Origin of the sequence: Gracilibacillus xinjiangensis, from assembly GCF_042651765.1 — a bacterium.
Lineage (GTDB): Bacteria > Bacillota > Bacilli > Bacillales > Amphibacillaceae > Gracilibacillus > Gracilibacillus xinjiangensis.
Map to the genome: position 1 here is coordinate 1,155,744 of NZ_JBHSDT010000004.1, position 18,393 is coordinate 1,174,136.

Annotated in this window: 21 protein-coding genes; 16 read left to right on the forward strand and 5 right to left on the reverse strand. The window is 37.0% G+C overall.

All coding sequences use genetic code 11. The annotated features are described in order from the left end of the window. The first annotated feature begins 4 nt into the window (after positions 1–4). From ACFOY7_RS09765 to gvpU, 7 genes are read left to right on the forward strand one after another with little or no spacing between them, the layout of a single operon-like run. Positions 5–262, forward strand: a complete 258-nt coding sequence (locus ACFOY7_RS09765; RefSeq protein ID WP_390251834.1) for a gas vesicle protein GvpG — start codon at positions 5–7, stop codon at positions 260–262. A gap of 9 nt (positions 263–271) precedes the next feature. Then, entirely contained in the window at positions 272–1,078 is an 807-nt protein-coding gene (locus tag ACFOY7_RS09770; protein WP_390251836.1) for a GvpL/GvpF family gas vesicle protein, read from the forward strand. 10 nt (positions 1,079–1,088) lie between these two features. Next, positions 1,089–1,361, forward strand: a complete 273-nt coding sequence (locus ACFOY7_RS09775) for a gas vesicle protein (RefSeq protein WP_390251837.1) — start codon at positions 1,089–1,091, stop codon at positions 1,359–1,361. Beyond that, positions 1,327–1,611 carry a gas vesicle protein K gene (locus tag ACFOY7_RS09780; protein WP_390251839.1) on the forward strand — a complete coding sequence of 95 codons (285 nt, stop codon included), beginning with the start codon at positions 1,327–1,329 and terminating at the stop codon, positions 1,609–1,611. Before ACFOY7_RS09775 ends, ACFOY7_RS09780 begins: the two co-directional genes overlap by 35 nt. 24 nt (positions 1,612–1,635) lie before the next feature. Next, positions 1,636–1,965, forward strand: a complete 330-nt coding sequence (locus tag ACFOY7_RS09785; RefSeq protein WP_390251841.1) for a gas vesicle protein — start codon at positions 1,636–1,638, stop codon at positions 1,963–1,965. Beyond that, entirely contained in the window at positions 1,965–2,558 is a 594-nt protein-coding gene (gene gvpT / locus ACFOY7_RS09790; protein ID WP_390251843.1) for a GvpT/GvpP family gas vesicle accessory protein, read from the forward strand. The genes ACFOY7_RS09785 and gvpT overlap by 1 nt, the downstream gene beginning before the upstream one ends. Positions 2,559–2,579: 21 nt before the next feature. Then, positions 2,580–2,975, forward strand: a complete 396-nt coding sequence (gene gvpU / locus ACFOY7_RS09795) for a gas vesicle accessory protein GvpU (protein WP_390251845.1) — start codon at positions 2,580–2,582, stop codon at positions 2,973–2,975. Positions 2,976–3,085: 110 nt separating this feature from the next. Here the strand turns inward: gvpU and ACFOY7_RS09800 are convergent, their stop codons facing one another. From ACFOY7_RS09800 to ACFOY7_RS09810, 3 genes are all read right to left on the reverse strand, one after another. Next, the gene (locus tag ACFOY7_RS09800) at positions 3,086–3,604 is read right to left on the reverse strand and encodes a TraB/GumN family protein (RefSeq protein WP_390252074.1); all 519 of its coding nucleotides are present in this window, start codon (positions 3,602–3,604) and stop codon (positions 3,086–3,088) included. A gap of 31 nt (positions 3,605–3,635) precedes the next feature. Continuing rightward, complete coding sequence (locus ACFOY7_RS09805; protein WP_390251847.1) at positions 3,636–4,445, reverse strand: TraB/GumN family protein; 810 nt, start codon at positions 4,443–4,445, stop codon at positions 3,636–3,638. Positions 4,446–4,779: 334 nt separating this feature from the next. Further along, entirely contained in the window at positions 4,780–5,202 is a 423-nt protein-coding gene (locus tag ACFOY7_RS09810) for a uracil-DNA glycosylase family protein (protein WP_390251849.1), read from the reverse strand. A 91-nt stretch (positions 5,203–5,293) separates the two neighbouring features. On the opposite strand from ACFOY7_RS09810, the gene ACFOY7_RS09815 reads away from it, so the two are divergent. The 5 genes from ACFOY7_RS09815 (at position 5,294) to ACFOY7_RS09835 (ending at position 13,151) form a co-directional block, all read left to right on the forward strand. Beyond that, complete coding sequence (locus ACFOY7_RS09815; protein WP_390251851.1) at positions 5,294–6,097, forward strand: hypothetical protein; 804 nt, start codon at positions 5,294–5,296, stop codon at positions 6,095–6,097. Continuing rightward, positions 6,094–6,825, forward strand: a complete 732-nt coding sequence (locus ACFOY7_RS09820; protein ID WP_390251853.1) for a hypothetical protein — start codon at positions 6,094–6,096, stop codon at positions 6,823–6,825. The genes ACFOY7_RS09815 and ACFOY7_RS09820 overlap by 4 nt, the downstream gene beginning before the upstream one ends. Before the next feature lie 394 nt (positions 6,826–7,219). Next, entirely contained in the window at positions 7,220–8,419 is a 1,200-nt protein-coding gene (locus ACFOY7_RS09825; RefSeq protein ID WP_390251855.1) for a Bcr/CflA family efflux MFS transporter, read from the forward strand. A gap of 288 nt (positions 8,420–8,707) precedes the next feature. Continuing rightward, positions 8,708–12,460, forward strand: coding sequence for an alpha-L-arabinofuranosidase C-terminal domain-containing protein (locus tag ACFOY7_RS09830; protein WP_390251857.1), 3,753 nt, complete (start codon positions 8,708–8,710; stop codon positions 12,458–12,460). 484 nt (positions 12,461–12,944) lie between these two features. Further along, a complete protein-coding gene (locus ACFOY7_RS09835; RefSeq protein WP_390251859.1) occupies positions 12,945–13,151 on the forward strand; it encodes a hypothetical protein in 207 nt (68 codons plus the stop codon). On the opposite strand, the gene ACFOY7_RS09840 is transcribed toward ACFOY7_RS09835, so the two are convergent. Next, on the reverse strand, positions 13,148–13,921 hold the full coding sequence (locus ACFOY7_RS09840) for a protein kinase family protein (RefSeq protein ID WP_390251861.1): 774 nt from the start codon (positions 13,919–13,921) through the stop codon (positions 13,148–13,150). The two genes, ACFOY7_RS09835 and ACFOY7_RS09840, sit on opposite strands and share 4 nt — an antisense overlap. A 168-nt stretch (positions 13,922–14,089) precedes the next feature. Between ACFOY7_RS09840 and ACFOY7_RS09845 the strand changes: the two genes are divergently transcribed. From ACFOY7_RS09845 to ACFOY7_RS09855, 4 genes are all read left to right on the forward strand, one after another. Then, complete coding sequence (locus ACFOY7_RS09845) at positions 14,090–14,854, forward strand: sugar phosphate isomerase/epimerase family protein (RefSeq protein ID WP_390251863.1); 765 nt, start codon at positions 14,090–14,092, stop codon at positions 14,852–14,854. A gap of 48 nt (positions 14,855–14,902) precedes the next feature. Beyond that, complete coding sequence (locus tag ACFOY7_RS18435; protein WP_465260648.1) at positions 14,903–15,022, forward strand: SpaA isopeptide-forming pilin-related protein; 120 nt, start codon at positions 14,903–14,905, stop codon at positions 15,020–15,022. A gap of 165 nt (positions 15,023–15,187) precedes the next feature. Further along, positions 15,188–15,781 (forward strand): class D sortase, encoded by a 594-nt coding sequence (locus ACFOY7_RS09850; RefSeq protein ID WP_390251865.1) that lies wholly within the window; start codon positions 15,188–15,190, stop codon positions 15,779–15,781. A gap of 224 nt (positions 15,782–16,005) precedes the next feature. After that, the gene (locus ACFOY7_RS09855) at positions 16,006–17,514 is read left to right on the forward strand and encodes a malate:quinone oxidoreductase (protein ID WP_390251867.1); all 1,509 of its coding nucleotides are present in this window, start codon (positions 16,006–16,008) and stop codon (positions 17,512–17,514) included. A gap of 281 nt (positions 17,515–17,795) precedes the next feature. Here ACFOY7_RS09855 and ACFOY7_RS09860 read toward each other — a convergent pair whose 3' ends face one another. After that, the gene (locus ACFOY7_RS09860; RefSeq protein ID WP_390251869.1) at positions 17,796–18,248 is read right to left on the reverse strand and encodes a CotY/CotZ family spore coat protein; all 453 of its coding nucleotides are present in this window, start codon (positions 18,246–18,248) and stop codon (positions 17,796–17,798) included. Positions 18,249–18,393 lie beyond the last annotated feature (145 nt).

An 18,393-nucleotide genomic window follows, 5' to 3' on the forward strand; every position in this document is an offset into this window, starting at 1 on the left:
TCAAATGCTGCACAAGATAGTGACAGCACCAATGAATGTCATGATCAAAATAGGTGAAAAGGTTAAGGAAGAAGCTGATAAAGAATTATATGATCTTCCAACAATTCAGCGAAAGCTTATTCATTTACAGACAATGTATGAGCAAGGAGATGTTCCAGAAGCTGATTATAAGAAGAAGGAAGAAGAGTTGCTGTATCGCTATGAGCAGGCAAAGCTGATTGAAATGAAGCAGTGGCAAGACATGGCAAGCAGGAAGAAGTGAGGTGACAGAATGGGAGAATTAATCTATCTGTACGGATTTATCCCGGAAACTGAATCTAAAGAGAACCCATTACCAGAAATAAAAGGATTTGATGGTAGAGGTAGTATATATACGGTCTCTGTAGGTAATATGGAGGCAGTAGTTTGCGGCCTCGATGAAACAGAGTTCTCAGAGAAGGCGCTTCAAGAGAAGACAGAGAATGATTTAGAGTGGCTCCAGCAAAAGGCCCTGCATCACCATCATACCATTATGGCCCTTTATAAGATGTATACATTAATTCCCTTAAAATTTTGTACGATCTATAAAAATGAAGAAAGACTATACCAAACAGTCGAGCCAAAAAAGAACCAGATGGAAGAAATGTTAGCACAGATAAAAGGAAGAGAAGAGTGGAATCTGAAAATCTATTGTGAGGATACACAATTAAAAGAAGATATAAGCAGCCACAGCCCTATTGTAGAAGCGAAGAAAAAAGAAATCAGTCAATTATCGCCAGGACGTCGTTACTTTGAAAGGAAAAAAATAGACAGTTTCGTTGACGAAGAATTGGATAAGGAAAAAAACAGGATTTGTGAAGAAGTGCATAGACAGATGAAACAGTTTGCAATAGATGCTGCTGTGAAGAAAAATTGGAGTAAAGAAATGACTGGCCGAAAGGAAAATATGTGTTGGAACAGTATATATTTCCTTGAAAAATCTCAGGTAGATTTTTTTCTTGAAGAAATGAAACAAAAAGAAAAGTCGCTAGATATTAAAGGCTTTACACTAGAATTAACGGGTCCCTGGCCAGCGTATCATTTTACGGGTTTAAAGTGAGGGGATAAGAATGCCGATCAAGGAATCTGTCGAAAACAAGGATATAGCATTAATTGATATTTTAGATGTAATACTGGATAAAGGAATTGCTATCAAAGGAGATTTAATTATTTCAATAGCGGGAGTAGACCTCGTCTATTTAGATTTACGGGTATTGATTTCATCCGTTGAAAAGCTTGTACAGTCTAGTAATAACAATCCAAGTATTTCTTCTCAACAATTTGATACACAAAGGAGGGTGTTGTCTGATGCAGCCAACGAATCAGAAAAGTGGCCGGATTAATCTTGATCCAGATAATGCCGAAAATGGGCTTGCACAATTAGTCATGACGGTGATAGAGCTTTTGAGACAAATTGTTGAACGGCATGCAATGAGAAGGGTGGAAGGCGGTAATTTAACAGAGGAGCAGATCGAGAACCTTGGTGTTGCTTTAATGAATTTAGAGCAAAAAATGGAAGAGTTGAAGGAATTATTTGGTCTGGATGCCGAAGATTTAAATATTGATTTAGGTCCATTAGGAAAGCTTATGTAAATTAGGGATGGAGGTGCAGCGTGTATGCCAGTCGAATCTCCAATGCAATCCAATACGATTGTTGATGTGCTAGATAAAATTCTGGATAAAGGAGTGGTGATAGCTGGGGATATATCTGTTGGGATAGCAGATGTGGAACTTTTAACGATTAAGATAAGATTAATAGTCGCTTCTGTCGATAAAGCGAAAGAAATTGGTATGGATTGGTGGGAAACGGATCCATATTTAAGCTCAAAAGCAAATGACGGCAATAGGGCATTGGAAGAAGAAAACAAACAGCTTAAGGAACGACTGAATCAACTGGAAGAAAAAATAAACGCAGGTATAAATACTAATAAGGGGAGTGTTGACTAATGGTTGAAAAACAAACAGCAAATGAGACGAAAAAAATGCCGCTTAAAAGAACGATTACTGGAGGTGTACTAGGTGCAACCATCGGCTATCTCGCCACACCGGAAAATAGTAAAAGACTGATTGCCCGGATTAATGAAACAGAATGGAAGGAAAAGGGAATAGATCTAGGAAAAGCAACGAAAGGAAAAGTTGCTGAGTTGAAAGATGCTGGGAAAAAGAAATCAAGAGAGGCTTACCAGCGGGTAAAGGATTCGAAAGTCTTTAATGGTGAGAAAAACGATCCGTATGAGGAATCAGGCGAAGATGTGACAACAGAATTAGTGAATGAAGAGAGCTATCTGGAATTAAAGGAAGAAAACAAGTTGCTGCAGGAAAGGCTAAATGACCTTGAGGAAAAATTAAATAAAATTGCTATAACGGGAGAAGAAAATAATTCAACGGAAAAACAGAATAGCCAACAATCGAAAGGCAATAGTGAGAACGCAAATCAAACAACCAATAAGCAAGGAAACAGTAGAAATAATAACGAACGTTCAGTGGAATCCGAATCATTGGATACTGCCATTTCCAATAACGATGATACGAATTCATAAGGATAGGAGGAGTGAGTTGAAATGAGTAAGGAGACAAGGGATGACATTCTCGGTTTTTTTGTCAAGGCAACGAACAAACATGATTTCAGCTTAGATATTACATTAAATGTAAAGGGAGCAATAGTATCAGGAACAACAATTTCAGCACAGGAATATTTTGCTGAATTAAGTGAAGCGTTTGAGGATGGAAATGATATATCAAAGAAGATTAGCGAACAGTTACTGCATGCGAGTGAAGGTGCAGAATCAAGTACAGATGAATCTGCCAATTTCATTCACTTAAAGCATACGAGAGTGTATTGTGGTGACAGTAAATCTACCCCATCCAAAGGCAAAATACTGTGGCGGGGAAAACTAAGTGATATTGATGGTTTTTTTCTGGGGAAAATAGCAGAATCCCCATCATCTGACCAGTAGTAAAAGATAATCATATTTAAAATCCTGATAGGGAGTTTGCTTTTAGTTAAGTCGCTTCTCTATATGAAAAGGTCGAATTCTATAGAACCTATAGAATTCGACCTTTTGCATTATTCGTAAAATGGTATTACTTGATAATCATTTTGTTCCAAATGGTACAGAATGCTCTCATCCATCGTAAAGTGACCTGCACCTACAACAATGAAAGAAGTTGCTGATTCTTCGGATTCTAACAGTCCCATAATCTTTTCTGCCATATCTTTATCTCTTGTACCAAACAGCATTTCATCAAACTCAGTCGGTTCACCTGTTGTTATGGAAGTAAAGCTTTCAGTAAAACCATTCACATCGCCATTTATCCAGTGGCCAAACCATTCATTTATTAACTCAGCCTCATTGTATTCTCCTGCATCAGGATCGAGAACACTGTCTAAAGTCTGAACTAAATACTCTTCCTGTGCTTCTGGTGATAACCCATCAAACATATCTGCCTGTGCTTTCATTCCTTCTAATTCCTTGATTGGTTTTTGATCAAGAAACGCATTAGTCATAAAATACATATCAACTCCCAAACTTGAGATCTGTTCAGCAGACATTCCTAGGGATTCACTAAGTGAAAAATTAGAGATACCGCTTGCTAGACTCCAAGGTTTGAATCTCTTATAGTTCTACGGGTTGTCCGTATTTTTCTAATACTTTTTCGATTTTATTATACGTTTCATCACTCACTGCATCCTCGATCGTTGTACCGTCCTGATACATAGAAAGTTCTGCGAAATATTGCATTCCCTCTGTATCTAAAAGGTTTGCTTCAACATATAAACTATCTGACTCATCAAATGCAGTTAATAGTTTACTATTATATGGATATAAATCTGGTGATCCTATATGGATAGAACCTAGTAAATAAACGATATTTCCATCGTTTTCCACTTTCCATGCGACTCCTTTAGCGCCAGCATCTAATTGATCATATGTATCTTTTACAAGTCTAGTTGCGAAAATAACTGCTTCTTCAGTTGTTGCAGGCCTCTCTAATGCTAGTCCATTACCAGTACCCGCCAATATCTTGCGGTCTTGAAGATACTCTACTGCAGAGTCCCCTACAGGGAGATCGGATTGAGCAACAATGTTAAAGAGGCCATTTAATACATCCCCTCTTGTGGTACCGTCAATAGTGACAGGTTGATAGTTTTCGTTCTTTTCTAATTCTAATCTAGCAATCTTTTCTGAAGTCTGTGCAAGAATCTCATCTAAACGTTCTTCTGAGATCTCACTACGGAAATTATCATAATACCATTCCATTGGATAAATTCCGTATTTCTCCCCTTCATTTAACTCGCCAGTTGCCCATGGACTGATGTCTGGTGTTTGCTGTTCCACAGCAAATACAGGGATTACAGTTGTTAGCATCATCACGATCGCAAAAATTGATGCCAACATTCCTTTAGTTAATTTGTTCGTTTTCATAAATTTCTCCTCTCTGTTAATAGAAGACTTTTCGGAAGTTTTTCTACAAAGATATACCTTTGTAAAATATGTATGGCTGATTAGTTGGTCTATCTCATAGTTTCTAATATTAGCTAATTTATGGTAAAGTGTCAATTAATTATAAGTAAATTATACCAGTAATTACAAATACTAATAGTGTCTTTTAGAAATCCAGAGAGAGTCTATCGTAAGATTTCTAAATTACCATTACCTCTCTATTCATGCATTAAGCAAAACTTTCACCAGAGAAGACTTGTTTAAGCTTATCACATACCTCATCATATTTCTGGTAACACAGCGGTAACTTATATTTTTAATGATCACAGGATAAGTTGGCAACATACTGTAAGTCTTCGACAAACAGAGACCATAGGTTTGGCCGTTTCTTAACAGCTAAAGGATGATAGGCGACTGCAACCTTATATTCTCTTACATCGGTTGTCGTCCCACGCAGTGATTTTACATCTGCATCAGAATCCTGAAAAAAAGATTGTACAGCGATTTGTAATGTGTGTCTAGTACTGCAAACAAAAGGCTTACCATCTCGATCTTCACGGGCTCCGGGATTATCCAGAATTACCATTATAGGTGCCGATGGATTTCCTTCGCCCCAAATCATCCGGGATCCATGATTAATTAGTCCACAGTCTTCGCATTTTCTTTCCAACCGTGGTGTTGGTTCTTCTGGCCATAAGCTTGGACAAAAATCGGTCATTTTACGGTCAACTCCTTCCATATTTATTATCTCTTATTTTTTCCATTCATAACCTTTGTTTTACCGGAATAGCTATCTTTTATAAAAAGAAATTTTAAAATGGAGGTGTAATATGATGAGTTTGGCTGCAAATGATGCGATTAAGTTTGGTATTTTCACCGGTCTATTGGCAATGTTTATTGATGCCGTAATTGGCCATGGCTTATTCTGGTTAAATGATCCTTACTGGACCTATTGGATTACAGACGCTACATTGATCGCGACGATAGTTAGTTTTGGCTCCGCAATTATAGGAATAGGTTTATGGCAAGGAGTCCTGTTAATTGCAGGACAAGCATTCATTTTGGAGATGTATTATGAGTTTTTATCACCGGTTGGTTTGCCTCAACAGCCATACTGGCTTTCTGACTATGATGTATGGATAACAGGATTCCCTGTCCATTTCCTTGTTTACATGATTGGGTACTTGCTTGCACTCTGGATTTGGCGACGTAAAAGCAAAATGAAACAAGTGGTGGAGATTATCAAAGCCAGCAGGATTGCGATCTTTTCACTTATAACTATACTGCTTATTTTAATTTTGGACGGGTTACTTACACATTTTCTTGTCATGGGATACAATCCGGGATTCACATTTTTCCTGCAACGATTAATTACAGGCTTTGTTTTCCTGTTTTTTTGGAATAGTTACGTAGGTTTAGATTTAAAAGGATATATTAGCGGGGCGGTTCTGCTAAGTTTAGTATGGCTAACTTACAACATGTACCTTGGTCCGATAGGTTTACCAGATAACTTTCCAGTTTACTTGGGCTACAACCAGCTATGGTTCCTTCTGTTTCCAGGTGCTCTTGTTTCAGCATTAGTTGGAATTGGAATAACAAGGCGTTTTATGCCACTGGAGGTTCGGTTGCCATGACAAGAATTTTAATTTTATTCGTTTTATTACTGATTTTACCGGCTTCGCATATAGAAGCTACTGTAACGAAGGAGGGTCTTCCAGCAAGTGCTAAAGCTTCTGGAACAGGAAATATTGTTACAGGGCCTGATCCTTATAATCTGGATTTATCGAACCCGATGCAAGGAGAAATCTCTATTCGCACACTTAATCATGGTGATCGCTGGTCTGCTCTAATGAATAAAGACGAAATGCTAATTGAATCATCCATCTCCACCAGTGATGGAGATTATCATATAATTATTCAGGAACCCATGCTTCACCACCCTAACGGTGTTGACCCTACATGGTCTGGGGTAGTCTATAGTAATCAACCAATGCATGGGGACACGGATACAGGAATTGCGGAATTGCCGAAAGTGGAACCTGCAATTGCTGTTTGGGGATGGGCAGATGTATACAAAGATGGTAAATTAGTTCAAACAAATGTTCCTTCACATGTAATGGTTGTGGAAAAAGGTGATTGGAAGGGAATTACATTAGCAATTCATACAGAAGATAAGAGGTTAACAAGCAATACGGATGGATATATATTAGCCAATTGGCCTGAAATAGAACAACTATATCTGCCAAAAGAACAGAAGCAGAAAAGAGAATGGATTGGCTGGGGTGCATTATTATTCCTAACTGTCTGGTTTGGTTGGTTAGCAATAAGTGAACCTCATAATCGAAGAAGTAAAAAAGCATAAAACCAATATCGGTAATTTTTTAGTAAATTACCGATATTTTTTCAAAATAGGAATTTAACAAAACTTCTGGTGATTGAATGACTAACTCTCCTATTATCTTTAACTATTTTTGTTTATTTAAATCATCAATTAAAAGTAGTAATCTTTCCCTTTTTACACAAGGCTTTTTTCTGAATGTTTATCAATCAGTGAATAAGGGGAATGATACCAAAGGAATGCCCATAAGCTCGACAGACTTATTTAGTTGATAATTAGACATTTTCCCTACATATACAAGAAAACACCGCTGTATCTATAAAAGTTAATTGAGTTGCAACGTCTGGATCTGCAATCAGAAAATTACCCTTAAATTTAGGCATCCATTATAATAGAGAGAGATAGGAAGGTGGTAGATTTGTCACAAACATCAGAAGCACCTAAAGGGAGAAAACGTTTGGGGTTAGCCATATTGTTGGCATTATTAGGAATGTTAGGTCCATTTAATATTGATATGTACTTGCCGAGTTTTCCAATGATCGCTGATGACTTTGGTGTTCGTGCATCCCTTGTTCAGCTAAGCTTAACGGCATGTTTAGTGGGACTGGCTGTTGGGCAGTTAATTATTGGGCCAATTAGTGATGCGAAAGGGAGAAGGAAACCATTAATCATATCGATTTCCTTATTCGCTGCAGCCTCTTTAATATGTGCCTTTGCACCAAATATTATCGTATTGATAATTGCCCGCTTTCTGCAAGGTTTCACAGGATCTGCAGGAATTGTATTATCACGGGCAGTTGTTAGGGATACATTTAGCGGAAAAGAATTAACTCAGTTTTTTTCTTTGTTAATGGTTATCAATGCAACAGCACCAATGATTGCTCCAATAAGCGGAGGAGCCGTCTTGTTATTGCCATTTGCTACATGGCATACGATTTTCTTGTTCTTAAGTATATTTGGATTCTTTCTTGTCGGGATGGTTGTATTTCGATTAAAAGAGTCATTGCCTGTTGAACATCGGCAACCCAGTTCAATACGGGGTACGCTGAGGACAATGGGTGGTATACTAATCGATCGTTCTTTTATCGGGTATGCTATTGTAGTTTGTTTTGTCCAAGGTGGAACCTTTGCATACGTTTCAGGTACCCCTTTTGTGTATCAAGAGATTTATAATGTGTCGCCACAAGTGTTTAGTTTCTTATTCGGGATTAATGGTCTTGCGATTATTTCAGGCAGTTTTTTAGTTGGTAAATTAAGCGGGATTATAGAAGAGCGGACAATGTTGCAGACAGGAGTTATTGTTTCTTTATGTGCGAATACCATTCTGTTAATTATGACCATTATTAAAGGCCCGCTTGCCATGATTGTCATTCCAATTTTTATTCATATGTTTACAATTGGAATTATATTAACAAGTTCTTTCTCTTTAGCAATGAAAAATCAAGCAAAACGTGCAGGCAGTGCAAGTGCCATTCTAGGTATGTCTCCATTACTAATGGGCTCTATTATCGCACCAATTGTTGGACTTGACGAAACAAGTGCCATTCCAATGGGACTCGCCTTATTTACAACATCATTGATTGGATTTACCGCATTTTTTACTTTAACGAAAAGGTGAACAAACTCGGCCAGGCTTTATGCTCCATCACTTTGAACACACCCGGACATAGAGCTTGGCTTTGCTGTTTTGTTTTAGCCTCCTATCAAACTAACCACTCTCCAACCATCAGTTTTAAAACAAGAACTCCAATTTATTCAGAAGGGAAAACTCTATTTCTTAGAAGATTTGAGAAATGATTTGGTAAATAAGCTATTTAATATTATAATAGTTGTAAGTACATGTGGTAATAAAATAGGTGATTTTTTAAAAGTTGTACTTATATTATGAAAGAAAAGAGGCGCTACTATGAAAGATAATAATCATTCATTTACTAACCAAATCATTGCACACTATTATTTCGATGATCCAAACTATGTCGGTAAAGACAGCTCCAATATGGGGAATGATGCTGTACCAGAAGGGAAAATTAAACCTTTAGTTGAAACAGTAGGTGGCAGAAATGCAGTGACATTTGCTGGAGGAGAGAATGGATCTTCTTATTTAAAACTTCCATCCAATTTGTTGCAAAATGTAAGCGATCATACAGGAATCACTGTTAGCAGCTGGGTTTACTTAAGAAAAGGCGAGAATGTATGGGAGCGCTTTTTTGACTTTGGGAAAGGCCCTGATGGACCATATTTATTTCTATCTCGTAATTTACGTGGTGTATGTTTTAATGATTCAGATATTTTTGCTGATGCAGGAAGAAGTTATGCTTCAGGGGAATGGATGCATATTGCCATGTCTGTGAAAGGGACGGAAGGTGGAACACTGAGCAGCGGAGGTCCTGTAATTTATGTGAATGGGGAAATAGTGGCTGATGGTTCAGTAAATCAGACTTCAAGTGGTACATACAAACAACTTCGTAAATGGTTTGAGACTTTTTCGGTTGAAAATAATTACAGCAATAATTATATTGGCAGGTCCCAGCATGCTGCAGACCCGGACCTTAATGGTTCTTTAGCAGATTTCCGTGTATACCAGACAGGCTTATCAGAAGACGAAGTGATTGAAGTAATGTGTGAATCTCTTTCAGATGAAGAAATTGTGGAACTGGCAAAGGATAAGTATTTATCATTCCCGATAACTGTTGTATCAAAGAATGTATCTTTACCTTCTTCACTGATGGGTGGGAAGGTAGAAGTAACTTGGAAATCCAGTCATCCTGAACTTTTATCAAAAAAAGGGGAAATTGGAAAAGTTGATGCACCAGAAGGGATTAAGTTAACTGCTTCTTTAAAAAAGGCACATAGCGTTACGGAAAAAGAGTTCAGCCTAACGGTTCTTCCAAAAGGAGTGCCAACACATCACTTAACGATTAATGGCGATAAGGAAGTATTAAATGTTAGTGATATTATGTATGGTTTATTTTATGAAGATATCAATAATGCAGCAGACGGCGGTATTTATGCAGAACTTGTTCAAAACCGCTCATTCGAATCATTTGTTTTTGATACATATTCTCACGATTCTGGTGTGTGCGGCTGTTCAACAGGCAGAAATCATGTCCCATTACATGCCTGGTATGGAGAGGTTGATAAAGTAACCGTAAACAATACTGGTGGATTGAACGATTTCTTCGGAGTGGGAGATAAGGATGTCAATTCTCATTATATTACAGTGGAAGATGGAACGACAATTATAAATAAAGGGTTTACTGATTCGAATCATCAATGTGCCATGTCGATTAAACAAGGTGATTTGTATGATTTTACGATATGGGCCAAAGCAAAGAATAACGGAATGATCACCGTTCAGTTACAAGATGAAAGTGGTGAAGTAATTAGTGAAAAAGTAACTGTTGAAATTGAAGGCGGTGACAATTGGAAGAAGTATGGTGTCGATTCAAATCTTGTCCTGACGGGCACTAAAACTGTACTTGGACAACTTGTATTAACGTTTGATGGGCAAATATCGATTGATATGGTTTCCTTGATGCCAAGAGATGTCTGGGGAGCGACAGAAGAAGAAAGGTCACAAACAGCTCACTCAAATTATAAAGGGAATCCTAACTACCGTCTGCGAAAAGACTTAGTAAATGCATTAGTTGATCTCCATCCAACTTTCTTCCGTTTCCCAGGTGGCTGTATCTCTGAAGGTTCTTATATTTGGGAAAATGTGTATGAATGGAAGGATTCTGTCGGTGCTGTAGAATTACGGAAGGAAAATTTTAATGTTTGGGGCTATATGATGACAATGGGGCTTGGCTATATGGAATACTTCCAATTAGCAGAAGATCTTAATGCCACACCTTTACCTGTTATGGCTTGCGGTGTACTCTGCCAGGCTCGTTCAAACTATGTGAATCCTGCTGGTGGCGAGTTAAGAGATTATTACGTGAAGAGCTTTACTGATTTAATTGATTTTGCGATTAATACAGATTTTGAAAACAATGAATGGGCTAATATGCGTAAAAGTATGGGACATGAAGCACCATTTGATTTGCATTACTTGGGTGTCGGTAATGAGAACTGGGGTACAGAGTTTTTTGCAAACTTTGAGTACTTTAATTCAAAGATCGACGATTATATGGATAAGCATTATCCCGGACATGCATTGCATATCATTTCTACTGTTGGCGCACAAGCAGACGATGACGCTTACCAGCAAGGCTGGAAGTTTCTAAGTGGAAATATGCCGGGTCAAGCCTCTGTAGAATTTACAGATGGAAAGCAGACAATGGAAGAAACGGTAACGTGGTATGAAAAGCAAGCAAACTACTTGGACACAATTGTAGATGAGCATTATTACCGTTCGAATGAATATCTACTAAATAATGTGGACAGGTACAATTATTATTACCGGACATATCAGCCTGACGGCAGTTTGAATGAAAAAGAGACTTCTAAAGTATTTGTTGGTGAGTTCGCGTCAACAGATAAAAATACGTTAGCAGGAGCAGTTGCAGAAGCAGCTATCATGACAGGCTATGAAAACAATTCGGATGTTGTCAGGTTAGTAGCATATGCACCGTTATTTAACAAAGTATTAACTGACGGTACCTATCGATGGACACCTGATCTAATCTGGTTTGATAATGAAGATGTTTGGTTCACACCAAACTATTATGTGCAGCAACTTTTTGCCAAACACCTTGGTTCAAAAGTATTAAGCACATCCTTTTCCGCATATCAAGATGGAAATCTTACAGAAATTGCTCCGCATGGCGGGATTGAAATTGCTGCAGGTAATGCTGAAATACACATAAAGCATGTCAAAGTAATCGATAATGATAGTGGTGAATTGTTATTTGAACAAGATTTCACAAATGAATTAATATCTGATTGGAAAGTGATTCCAGGGTCTATTGGATATGAATTGGATCATCAAAAAGGATTAATATTAAAAGCGCAAAGTGAGGGATTAAACGGTTTATATTTAGATAAGAACTGGACTAACTATAAGGTGGAAGTAAAAGCAATTAAGGTATCCGGCAATGATGGCTTTTATGTTGGTGCTGGTCTAACAGATATCACACCGGAGAAAAAGAATGTTTTGGAATATGCGATAGGATATAATGGTGAGGCGACTGGTGTGAAAGTATACAAACAAGGTGTGGAAGGCTATACGCTAGGAGATTATTCATCAAGTACAGCTGCTGGTAATTTGAGAGCAAGCTGTTATGAAGAAGTAGCAAATAATACACCATATACGATTTCCGTTAATTACGGTGGAGATACAGGGAATCGACTGGTTTGTTCGTACACAGACGGGGTATTCACTAGCAAAGTTTTGGATTACAAGTTAGAAGCATATAATAGAGAAATTTTTAACTCTGTAACGAAAGATGATAACCATGTCTATGTGAAGCTAGTAAACGCTGATCCTTTTGATAAAACAGCCGAAGTTTTATTGGAAGCTCTAAATGTTAATACAATAGGCAAACTTATTACAGTCACTGGGGACGAATCACTTGTCTATCAACCAAATGTAAATAAAAAGAATGCTGAAAAGATTGTACCAATGGAAACAGCAATAGAATTAAAAGGTGATAGTGCAGTTGTATCATTACCGGCTAATTCAGTTAATATCATGATTTTGGATTTGCTATCTTTTTAATCTGAAACAGAAAGAGAAAAGTGGGTCGTACTATACATGATAAGTCCTTTAATTTACAATGAAAGGACAATCAATTTATTTAAAAGTACAGTAAAAAGCAGTCTCAGCCTTTCCGCAAATCAAAAGGATAAGACTGCTTTTCTCATCGCATTATTAGATTCGCTCCTATCATCGTTCTGGTCAATAACCTGTATGGCCGGACAATAGTACTCCACACTCAGTCTTACACTATTCATTCCGTACTCTTGGTTGTGATAATATTTTATCTAAGCCAGAGCTACAGAAAAAATACTCTCATCAATGAAAGTAGGTTTTATTGAGTAGCAAGAGAAATGGGGAAGGCTGAAGGAATGGGATTTAAAATTTTTGCCTGAGAAAGGTCAGAAATATATAGAACAAAACGAAGAAACTAGGTAAGTGCAGAATATAATGAAACTTTAAAGCAAAGAAACTCGTATATAGCCAATAACAAGGAGGGTGACAGATGTTTAAAAAATTCCTGAAAAATATATCCCATGAAATGAAAAAGCAAGGCAGTAGCAGTAAGAGGCATAGATACCATCACTACAGTTCTAATAAAAGAAAAAAGTATCGTCATTATGGAAGCAGCAGTGGACGAAGTCGCCATTATCCATACTCCGGATCTCACCGCTATAAGCGACGCGGATTCTTTGGAAGCAGCAGCAGCTAATTACTCAAATCCTCAATTATTTGATGGGTGTCTTTGATAATGTCTGTTATATTGTCATATGGTTTATCTATTTGAAGCAACTTTTTTAAGATATTCGTTGTACCTGTGTGCAAATTTAATTCTTCGGTCCAAGGTTGGTTTTTTTTAGACTTGGTATCAAAAGTGGAGTAAAGTAGGAATAAAAGAAAATCACCTAAGTCATAATAGTCATCTTGGACGGTGTTTTTTTCCATTCCTGATTGAAGATATTGTGTTAATCCGAAATCTATTAAATATAATTTATCATCACCTATCATTACGTTGGGAATTCTTATATCACCATGGGCAATTCCTTTTTCATGTATATATGAGATAATTTCAAGTAATCCTTTAAAAGATAGTAATGCCTCTATTTCAGTAAATCTTTTTTCCTTACTAAACAGTAAATCATCTAAATTATCCCCTTCAATAAATTGCATCGAAAAGAATTTAGTTTTTTCATATGTAAATGTTTCGATTAATTTTGGTATGCTGGGATGATTTAAAAATCTAAGCACGTTCGTTTCTTGTATATATAATTGTTCATTCTCTTTCTTCTTACTCTTTCGCATTTGTTTGACGACACATTTTCGATTTGATTTCAGTTCTTTACATAAATAAACTATCCCGTAATTTCCATCACCTAATACTTTTTCAACTTTGTATTTGTCAGCTAGTAAATGGTTAGGGGAGTATGTTTTATCCATAACAGCCTGACATAATTTTTTTATTGTCCAATGTAAAAATTCCATGAGCACCTCGCAGCTAAAAAATAATTATACTATCATTATATCAAAATTCTATCGTTGTCACTTGGGACTTGCCCACCTTAACTAAGCTAGATGATTAAGTTATTTAATAGTTTAAAAATGTAATACCATATAAAGTTGATAAAGAATCTATGATAAAGGATGATGAAAATGAAAATAGGGTTATGCTCTGTCACGTTTCGGGAAAAAGCTGTAGAAGAAGTTATTGAATTAGCTGTACAGGCTGGGTTAGAAAGTATTGAATGGGGAGGAGATATCCATGTTCCTGCAGGAGATTTAGAAAATGCTCGAAAAGTTGCTGAGCTGACTCGATTTCATGGACTTCAAGTGTCCAGCTATGGTTCTTACTATAAAGCTGGGGAAAGTGAAAATTTTGATGAAGTGGTAAAGACCGCTGAAGCATTAGGAGCGTCAGGAATTCGTATTTGGCCAGGTAACAAAGGAAGTAAAGATGCGGACAAGAAATATCGGGAACTAGTGGTGAATGATATCCGCCGAATTTCTGAATTAGCAAAGAAAGTTAATATCTCGATTCATATAGAGTATCATGGAGGTACTTTAACTGATACAAAAGAAAGTGCTAGAATGCTTATGAATGATATTTTCGATGATAATGTTTGGCTTTATTGGCAGCCATCAAATGATGTATCATTTGAGGAAAGATTAGCAAGTATTGAGGCTGTACAAGAGTGGATTTCCAATGTTCATATCTTTCACTGGGAATCCTGGGATCACCGTTATGCACTAGCAGATGGAAAACGATATTGGTTAGCATATTTAAGCAAAATTATGTCTGATGGCAACCAACGTCATATCTTAATTGAGTTTGTTAGAGAAGACAGTATTGAGCAATTTAAGCAGGATGCCAGACAATTAAGGGAATGGAGAGATTATATTATAGGACGGGAATTATGAGTGAAATTTACCATAACAACAGATCAAACGGAAGCAATTTAACTGACAGTGGAAAATAAGATAATAAAAGTTTCTATTCAATTAACGAAATTGGATGGCAATGATAATAAACCACTAAAGGGAATTGTCTTTCAATTGACTGTTAATGATGAAAATGTTAAGACATGAAGGAAGTTGAATAAATTTATTTAATCTGTTGCTAGCTGGTTTTATACGATTAGCAATAGGATCGGTATTCAAATATGCTCAAAGAAAAAAGGTAAATAAGTTTGCGGAATGATATTATTTTTCTACATAGTATTAAAAACAGGACACGATTAGTGAGGTGTAAAAATGAGAAAGACAGCTTTTCTGTTTATTGTTGTCGGGGTCGTTTTATTATGTATTGGCGGTTATCAGCATTTTAGAAATCAACTATCTGAGAAACAAGCAATGATTGAAGCAAATGAGATGTTAGCTGAATCAACACAATCAGTAACAACCAAAGAGATGGCTGTTTCTGCAGAAGAAGCAATAGAAGACTTTAAACCTGAGACAGGAGAAACAGTAGGAATATTAGAAATACCGGTTTTAAATGCGGAATTACCTATCATTGAAGGAACAGACCCGGACGAATTAGAAAAGGGTGTAGGCCATTATCGGAACTCTGCCTATCCATTGCAAAGCGACCAGATCGTTCTGTCTGGCCATCGGGATACAGTATTTCGGAACCTGGGGAAATTAAAAATAGGAGATACCTTTACCATGAAATTGCCCTATGGTGAATTTGAATATCAAATGGTAAACTCAAAAATAGTCGCTGAGGACGATACTTCTATTATTAAATCAACAGCTCCGAATGAAGAGCTGGTCATCACTACTTGTTATCCATTCTCCTATGTAGGAAATGCAACTAAACGCTATATTATTTATGCAAAACCTGTTTAAATGATATGAAATAATTAAACTGCCTAATCATTCATTCCGTCACTTTGCAATCACTCCTATGTATAATATAATGGTAATTAAGTATTTCAATCTAGTAGTCATAGTGATAAACTATGAAATAGATATATAGCAGCTGGAAAAGATGTGTGACTCTGTTTGTTGAAATGCCCCATATAACCGTCTCCATTTTTTCTGCAAATAAAACAGTGTAAGGAAGGTTTATAATGAGCAACAATCATACTAGTACAGACGTTATTTTAATTGGTGCTGGAATCATGAGTGCAACATTGGGAGCTCTTATTAAAGAATTGGCCCCTGACTGGAATATTACAGTGTTTGAGAAGCTGGATAGTGCAGGAGTAGAAAGCTCGAATGAGTGGAATAATGCAGGAACCGGCCATGCAGCACTATGTGAACTTAATTACACATCTGAAAAACCGGATGGTACGATGGATATTTCAAAAGCGATAAAAGTTAATGAACAATTTCAAGTGTCCAAGCAATTTTGGTCCCATTTAGTGAATAGTAACCTAATTAGCAATCCGCAAGATTTTATTATGCCTTTACCCCATATGAGTTTCGTTCAAGGTGAAGATAATGTCAGATTTTTAAAAAAACGTTTTGAAGCGCTTTCGAATAATCCGTTATTCCAAGGAATGGAATTTTCCGATGATTTAGAAAAACTGAGGGAATGGCTTCCTTTAATGATGAGAGACCGAGCAGAAGGTGAACCAGTTGCTGCAACGAAAATCAACACAGGAACAGATGTTAATTTTGGTGCATTAACTCGCAAATTATTTGATCACTTACAGAAAAACAATGTTAATATTCATTTTAAACATAGTGTAGACGGTCTTAAGCGCATTAGTGATGGGTTGTGGGAAGTAAAAGTACGTAATCTTGATAATGATACAATGGAACACCATAAAGCCAAATTTGTTTTTATCGGGGCAGGGGGAGGAAGTCTGCACTTGCTCCAAAAAACGGGTATTCCAGAAGGAAAACGTATGGGAGGCTTCCCTGTAAGCGGAATATTTATGGTGTGTAAAAATCCGGAAGTTATAGAAAAGCACCATGCAAAAGTATATGGAAAAGCGAAAGTTGGTGCTCCGCCAATGTCTGTTCCACATCTTGATACAAGGTTTATCGATAACAAAAAATCGTTATTGTTTGGTCCATTTGCAGGTTTTTCCCCTAGATTCTTAAAAACAGGATCATTATTTGATTTAATTACTTCAGTAAAACCTAATAATTTAATGACAATGCTAGCTGCCGGAGTAAAAAATATGACATTGACTAGATACTTGATTCAGCAAGTGCTGCTATCAAAAGAAAAGAGGATGGATGAGCTCCGCGAATTTATTCCTGATGCGAAAAGTGAAGATTGGGAATTACTTATTGCCGGTCAGCGTGTACAAGTAATTAAAGATACTGAGTCTGGTGGAAGAGGGACATTACAATTTGGTACGGAAGTAGTTAGTGCGGCAGATGGTTCCATTGCTGCATTGCTTGGAGCGTCACCTGGTGCATCGACAGCGGTATCTGTTATGCTTGAAGTATTGGAAAGGTGTTTCCCTCAGGAAATGGAGAAGTGGGAACCTAGAATAAAAGAAATGATCCCATCTTATGGACAGAAACTATTGGAGAATCCTTCTTTAATTGAAGAGATTCATACTTTAACGGACGATGCACTTGGATTTACGGACAAAGATTTGGCAAACTCTTCGTCATAATTGAGATGAAGTGATTTTTGCCTAAGTGTGCCGTTACGCACCTTAAAATATTGAAAAAGGCTGAGGTATGATAAGCTAAAGATTTGTAAGTGGTTCTGATATTCATCAGGTTGGATTATCGGAACCTTTTTTCTTCTCCTTATTGCCAAAAATGTTAAATAACTGCGGTATATTGATTTTTGGAGAGATGATGGGGAAAAAGCAAACCTGTTTTGATAATACTATCCCTCAAAAAGAGCGAAAAAAACTCTCCCGATATTTGCGGGAGAGTTTATTAATTATTAAAGTACAGAAACAGCTGGCAAACAAGTGATAGCGCAGAAGCAAGATAAATCAACAGTGATACAAATACCAGTACGCTCAAGCTCTGCAATTTCTTCGCCATCTAATTGATCACAAGGCGCATCTCCTGGATCTGTTTCTTCATCAAAAATTAATAATTCTAGTACTGCACAAGCTCCATCTACTTCTTTTACACGGAAGATAAAGCTTTCGACACATGCAAATTCAGCAACTCCATTTCTTGCAACTTGCACACCAGTACCTCTAAATGGTACTCCATTTTCACCGAATAGAATAAAAGGTACAGTATCAAGTCCTTTTCCAGCTACTGGTGAAACTAAACTCTGAATAGAACGGTGACAGCTAATGTCACATTGTTGATCTAATACGTCATCCTGAGCGTTAGCAATTGCCTCTACAACATCAGCTACACATTCTCTATTACAACCCATTAACATGCACTCCTTTTAAAATCTTTTTGTTGGAACAGTACACTTTATGCGTGATGGAACAAGTTGTATAGTTCATGTACCACAATTTTAATCGGAGTCTAAGCCCTACTTTTTATTTATACTAATTAAGGTGTCTCAAGGTGTG